Below are 6,436 nucleotides of genomic sequence, written 5' to 3'. Positions count from 1 at the left end.
AACAGGTCGAAAGTACGTGCTATCCTTCATAGCCAGCAAAGGTTCAAAACCGAACCACCCGAGAATAATGTTGAACAATCCGCTTAATGAAAAGAAATCGAAGACGATACCGGCAACAATAACCCATGACAAAAAGTGCGGAATGTATAGTGCCGTCTGGATCCCTTTCTTCAATGCCGCTTTCCGAATCTCGTTGATCATCAGCGCCAGCAGAACGGGCACCGGGAAGACCAATACGAGCTTGAGAAATCCAAGCATCAGTGTGTTGCCGAACACCCGGAAGAAATCTGGATGGTGAATCAGCGTTTTAAAATGCTTGAGTCCTACCCAGGGACTATCGATGAACCCTTTGAAAACCGAATAGTCCTTGAAGGCGATCACAGCTCCGGCCAGCGGAATGTATTTAAATACAATGAGAAAAACGATTCCCGGAATCGCCATCACATACAGCGGCCAATAGACCTTCATTCGATGAATTGCAACTGCTTTCAATTTATTCCCCCCCGTATCTAGTTGTTGATATCGCTTGCACTGATAACTATACAACCAGGGGGAGCATCGCTCAATTGGGCATTTTTAAGTTTAAACAAGGGCATTTTTAAGAATACAAGTATAAACGGCTTCGCTATCTTTCCAGATGGCATGCGTTTGTCAAGGAAGACGAGGTTGTGAAACTTATACTTTCCTTTGTCGTAATGAAAACCACTCCTCCTGGAGTGGCTAAGTACGTTTAAACGTTCGGCAGATTTTTGCGGTATTCTCTCGGTTTGCACCCTGTCAGTTTCTCGAACAACCGCGCAAAATGCTGCGTATCCGAATATCCCACCAGCTGGCATATCTCGTACACCTTCAAATCGGTCTTCTCCAGCAGCTCTTTCGCTTTGCCAATTCGGATTTGCGTCAAAAAATTCACATAGGTATCCCCTGTCTTCTGTTTGAAAAACTGGCTTAAATAATAGGGACTGATGAAAAAACGGGCAGCAAGATCTGCAAGGGTGATCGGTTCATTGTAATGTGTAGATACGTATTCCTTAACTTCGGAGATAATGTCCTTCTTCTTGGGAATATTATGCTCCAGCTTGAAAGCGATAATTCTTCGGATGACTTGAACCATCCATTCCTCCAGTGACACGAGTGTCCGAAACCGCGAAATACCCTCCAGTGACAAAATATGACGGCCCAGGAAATCGTTTTGCTGCAGCTGCTGAAAGGACATCTTCCGAACACTGGATAATAGGATGTTCAAGCACTGCAGCTGGAGATCTGCCGGACCCATGCTTGGTTCAGCTTCCATTCCTCGAAAGATCTCGCCGATGATGCCTACACACTCCATCTCATCCATATTATCGAGACCCGCTTCGAGTCTTGTTATCATCTCTTCAGAAACAGGGTGTCTCCGTCCAGTCAGATTCGTAATTTCAGGAAAAGGGATTACGGTGTCCGCTCCTTTGATCACTTTAAAGCTTAATGCGTAACGGGCTTCCTCAAAAGATTGGCTGATTCCGGCAGCCTGCTTCTGAATCGTACCGATGCCTACGCTCATGGACAGCTTCAATTCCCGGTAAATCTCCTCCTTAAGACGTTGTACCGAACGAACCAGGTCTGCATACCCGATGGCACCACCCTGGGTAACCACAACTGCAACCTGGGCACCCGAATAACGAAACCGATAAACTCCACGATACTGCCCCAAGGCTCGGTCTATGTGGTGAAATACCGGCTGGAGTCCAAATTCCTTCAAGGCATCGACGTTGCCGTCGAATTCAAGCAAAACACACGCGAAGCTAGCTCCCGCTGTTGGAATTCCCGCATGCCGAAGCAGTTCTTCCATAAGCGTATTATCGCTGCTGAGATCAAGGACATCCCGCAAGGCGCTCTCTTGCATACGGCTGTGAACCTCCTGCTTCAATTCGTCTACTTCCCGAAGCTTGGCCCTGTCCGCACGAATCGCACCCATAACCTGAATAACACAGTCGCGCAGCTCCTCTTCTTCAACGGGCTTATTGATGTAAAACTGCACTCCCAGCTGGATGCCTCTTCGAGCATATTCGAAGTCGGCATATCCGCTTAACAGAATGAATTTAGTCTTCGTGCCCGCATCTTTCAGCATTTTAATCATGTCAAGTCCGTCGGACTGCGGCATCCGGATATCTGTAATGACAATGTCCGGTTGCAGTTTTTGAATTAATTTGAATCCTTCCAAACCATTATAAGCAGCACCTACAATCTCGCATTCCGGGATGTAACGGCTTATCATTATTTTGAGACCATCTACAATGCCTTTCTCGTCATCCACCAAGACCAACCTCATCCCAAAGCACCTCTCCTTCTATTATCGTAGCTAGCACAGACCTAAAGCTTAGGGATTAAAATTTCGAACGTCGTTCCGCGATCCACTCCAGGACGAATCTTAAGATAATACCGGTCACCATAATGGAGTTTGATACGCTCCGCGATATTTTTAAGGCCTAGCCTGTTGCTTTCCGGTACGTCGTTATCTGCAAGCTTGTATTTGTCCGATTCAGCATCCTCCAGTAATGCAAACAACTCCTCTTGTTTCTCCTGAGGAATACCGATCCCGTCGTCCGTTATCCGGATTCGAATTTCCCCTTCTTCTGTCCAGACGCCTTCAATCTCGATGTGCATAGGCCTGCTGTAGTCCTCAAATCCATGGTTGATACTGTTCTCCACAATAGGTTGAAATATAAGGGGAATGATGCTGCAATGCAGCATCTCATCGGGAATTCTGATATCCAGCTTGAACATATTATCAAACCGGATGTTTTGAAGCTCCAAGTAATTGGTCGTATAATCCAATTCATGCTTCACCGAATGGTGTCTGCCTTCCTTACCTAAAGCTATTCGAAACATGCGCGCCAAAATTTTTATCATACCGGCGGTCTCCTCGTCATCTTTTACCAAGGCCTTCATGCGGATGGATTCCAAGGTATTATACAGCATGTGGGGGTTGATCTGATTCTGAAGCGCGATGAATTTGGCTTGCCGCTGCTTGATCTCTGCAATATACACGTCTTCAATTAAGGTTCGGATCGTGATAATCATTTTGTTGTAGCTGTGCACCAGACTTCCGATCTCGTCGCCCGCCTGCTCTTTCTCTATGGGCAAGTATTGGCCTGCTTCTGCCTGCTTCATGCTTCTGCGAAGCGCCTTAATAGGCCTTGTGATCGTATAGCTCAAACCAAGTGAGATGAGGGTTATAACCAGACAACTTATCAGGATAACGATCACTGTCATTCCTTTGATCTGATTGATTTTTTGCAGCAGCTTTGTGCGCGGAATCTCGGTTTTGATCCATAAATTCCCCTGCGAGGTGCTGCCCGATAAAATAATCAGGTCATGACTGCCGTCATCCTTGATGTACCCCGCTCCGGACTCAAGCACCTGCTGCCAAGACAACCGACCGCTGGCTGCATCGGAATGGTAGACGATTTCTTTTTGGCGATTGCTTATGATGACACTTATGCCGTATTTATCCCGAGCCTGGACGAAGTCATGATCCAGCTGCAGCAGTGTAAACGGATCCAGATCAATGAGAAGTATGCCCGCATAGGCCCCGTCGTAACTGAACAGTACCCTGCCTACCGTCACTACGGCTCCTGCTCCTTTATCCTCGTAATAGGAACGGTCATGTAACCCCGTAATAAAAAAAGTATCATCCGAGCTGCGGAGCCGCTTGTACCACTCACTGGATAGCAATGTGTTCTCATTCACTCTGCTTGTAGTGGTCGTATACTGATACACGTTGTTATCGCGGCTGATCAGCATCACGGTACTGATCTCCGGTTTAAGCAATGCGACCCGCATCAGCAGCCGCTGGATGGCAACCTTTTGGATGATCAACTCGTCCATGGGCAAGCTTCGCTCTTCCCCGATCCTGGAGATCAATTCATTATCGACCAGCACCGACTTTGTGACCTTGTCATATTCTTTGATAAATTCGTTCAATGTAGTTCTGATTTGGGACGTATACAGAGAGGCGAATTCTTGAGAGGAATCCTCGAGCCCCGCCGCCGCTTGATGGAAGATGATGGCGCTTACACCTAGCAGTGGAATGACGCATGCCAGAAGATAGCCAGCCAATAATTTATTTTGGAACCTCATGTTTCTTATCATGAAAGCAGCCCTTCGCATCCAACTTTTATGCTCCATATTAAGCCCTTCCTTTGTCAAACGTCTTATCTAACTATTGTACATGCCATGATGCATCGACGCTACCGAAGTATCTTGGGAAGAAGCCGTTTTCCACGATTACACGAAAATATACTTCAAGAATTGCAATTCATCAAAGGGGTATTTTTAAGTTTATACAAGGGCATTTTTAAGAATTTATTGTATACGATTTAGTTCGATATTCGAAATGGCCCTAACTTAATCTGCTATCACCTGTGATGCATGTGTATTCCGACAAGACTTTTCGAGGATCACCTTAAAAATGACCTTGAAAAAACTTAAAAAAGACCTGTTGAGTAATTTTTTTCCAAATACTATATTTGTTTTTGTAACCGGATACATTTCTATACACACCTGACATCTATAACCATCGGGAGGTGAGGTGAGCCGAGCTGAGCTTATATTCCATTTAGACAAATGAGCTGGAGTCATCGTTCCGCATTTAGAAACCGCTTACAGATCGATTGCTGCAATTCTTCACCGATCAAAATCGCAAAAGACGGTTCCGAAATTTCAATTATTAAGTTGGAGGCGAGCATGATGAAAAAAAGAGCAATTCCAGTCCTAGTAGCGATGAGTCTTTTATTTTCTATGGCAACATCAACATTCGCTTCAACCGTTTCTTCAGACAGTAACAATCTGGAAACCAGCAGAAATGGAATTGGAAGAGTAGCTATAAGCACGATTCCATTACCGAGCTCTGTGAAAAAACTGGAGAGCAGTACTTACACGTACTCAGGGAAAGTACTTATGATTTATAAAACCGAGAACGATATTCAAACGGCCGACTTTTGGAACATAGCTGTGATGAACGATGATGGAACGAATCTAAGAGTCATCTACTCTGGAGTCATACCTACCAAACCAAAGTCACCCGGTATCCGGATTATGCCGTTTCAGGACAATAAGCGAGTATTGCTAGGGGATTATGTGCTTGAATGCGAGCCCAACATCGACAACAGTACTTCCGCTAAAATTGTTCCCGTCGTGTATCCGTCGAGCCTCGTAGATGATGCACGGATAACCACTCATTGGTCGGAAATCATCATTGCCCCTGACAATAAGCACATGAGCTGGACGATACTTCGGTCGGATATTGGTGGAGCAGCAGCCATCGGCGTCTTGGCACGTAAAACAGATAACTATATTATTGAAAACGCTCAGCTGATTAGCAGCATACCGGCCTTTACAAATGATCCGAATAAACCAGGCTTTATTGTTCCTAATCCCTTAAGGGGAGGAGAAGTGAAGCAATTTGTAAAGGGAGGAAATGCCATATCCGTTGTTGGAGGAAAGGCATTCAGTACACCCGATTCCGTTGTTCAGGATTTGAATACTGACAAGACAACGCAAATCACGTATACGCCTGGCTATGATGAAACAACCATCTTCTCCCCTGACGAACGTTTAGGCATGGTCATGAGTACAAGGTTCTCAGAACATACCGATCCAGCTATTTTTGGAATCATGCCACGACCTTACGGTATATATGCTTTTACGGATATGATGTGGCCACTGTATACGTATGCAATCACTGGTGTTCGCAATTTCAGGGAAGGTAACATTGGTCCCGCCTTGATTGACATTCATCGTTCTATAAACCAACCAGGATATAAAGGCGTACAGCTCACTACGGATCCGAATTGGGTATATTACTCGCCGATGTCCTGGCATCCAAATGGCAAGCGTGCGATGTGGCTGGAGGTGTTTAGAGGCAGCGGCGGTTCGCAAATGCGGATTCAGAAAGTAAGCCTGCTTGATTATAAACCTCACCAACCCGTGCCGATAAAACCAACTACGGATCATATTCCGTATGGAATTAAAGACTTGACCGTACTCAATTCCGTTAATCCGAATGTAACCGAGAAAATTGCCGGGAAAAATTCTGGATACATCAACTACAATAGAAATGCTTCCTCCATTTTCTCAGGACAAACGGAAGTACAGTATGTGAACTTTAGCGATGACGGCGTGAATTTCTATAATGGATCCGAGAAGATCCATATCAATGCTGGCGGTGAAAGCCGTTATGAAGCAAATGTTCAATTGACCGGTTCAAAACCGGGGGAAATGAAATTTAGAGCAACCTTCTCCGCACTTGGCGGAGCTACGCCTGCTAAGCTGCTGTTTGATATAGATGCAGACGGCAAGCCCAAAAGTTACGGATATGCTACCTATGGCGGTACCACATTACATATTGAAGACCTACTAGAGTAGTGCAATCCTGCACTTTCATCAAGCATGC

The 6,436-nt window shown here is 45.4% G+C and carries 3 protein-coding genes and 1 pseudogene; 1 reads left to right on the top strand and 3 read right to left on the bottom strand.

Annotated elements, in window-relative coordinates; translation table 11 throughout:
- The 3 genes and pseudogenes from CF651_RS19920 to CF651_RS19910 all read right to left on the bottom strand — a co-directional run.
- Positions 1-492, bottom strand: a pseudogene (locus CF651_RS19920) (sugar ABC transporter permease); the annotation flags it as partial.
- 238 nt (positions 493-730) lie between these two features.
- The gene (locus CF651_RS19915) at positions 731-2,311 is read right to left on the bottom strand and encodes a response regulator (RefSeq protein ID WP_094016630.1); all 1,581 of its coding nucleotides are present in this window, start codon (positions 2,309-2,311) and stop codon (positions 731-733) included.
- 41 nt (positions 2,312-2,352) lie between these two features.
- A complete protein-coding gene (locus tag CF651_RS19910; RefSeq protein ID WP_245856058.1) occupies positions 2,353-4,134 on the bottom strand; it encodes a sensor histidine kinase in 1,782 nt (593 codons plus the stop codon).
- Between the two features lie 594 nt (positions 4,135-4,728).
- Between CF651_RS19910 and CF651_RS19905 the strand changes: the two genes are divergently transcribed.
- The gene (locus tag CF651_RS19905) at positions 4,729-6,408 is read left to right on the top strand and encodes a hypothetical protein (RefSeq protein ID WP_245856056.1); all 1,680 of its coding nucleotides are present in this window, start codon (positions 4,729-4,731) and stop codon (positions 6,406-6,408) included.
- Positions 6,409-6,436 lie beyond the last annotated feature (28 nt).

The sequence above is a fragment of the Paenibacillus rigui genome (assembly GCF_002234615.1).
Lineage (GTDB): Bacteria > Bacillota > Bacilli > Paenibacillales > NBRC-103111 > Paenibacillus_S > Paenibacillus_S rigui.
The sequence above is the reverse complement of the archived record's forward strand: the minus strand, read 5'-3'. Positions and strand labels throughout refer to the sequence as shown.

Bases quoted from the DNA above. Each gene is read 5' to 3' on its own strand.
- CF651_RS19915 (WP_094016630.1), bottom strand. From the start codon at position 2,311: ATGAGGTTGGTCTTGGTGGATGACGAGAAAGGCATTGTAGATGGTCTC.
- CF651_RS19910 (WP_245856058.1), bottom strand. From the start codon at position 4,134: ATGATAAGAAACATGAGGTTCCAAAATAAATTATTGGCTGGCTATCTT.
- CF651_RS19905 (WP_245856056.1), top strand. From the start codon at position 4,729: ATGATGAAAAAAAGAGCAATTCCAGTCCTAGTAGCGATGAGTCTTTTA.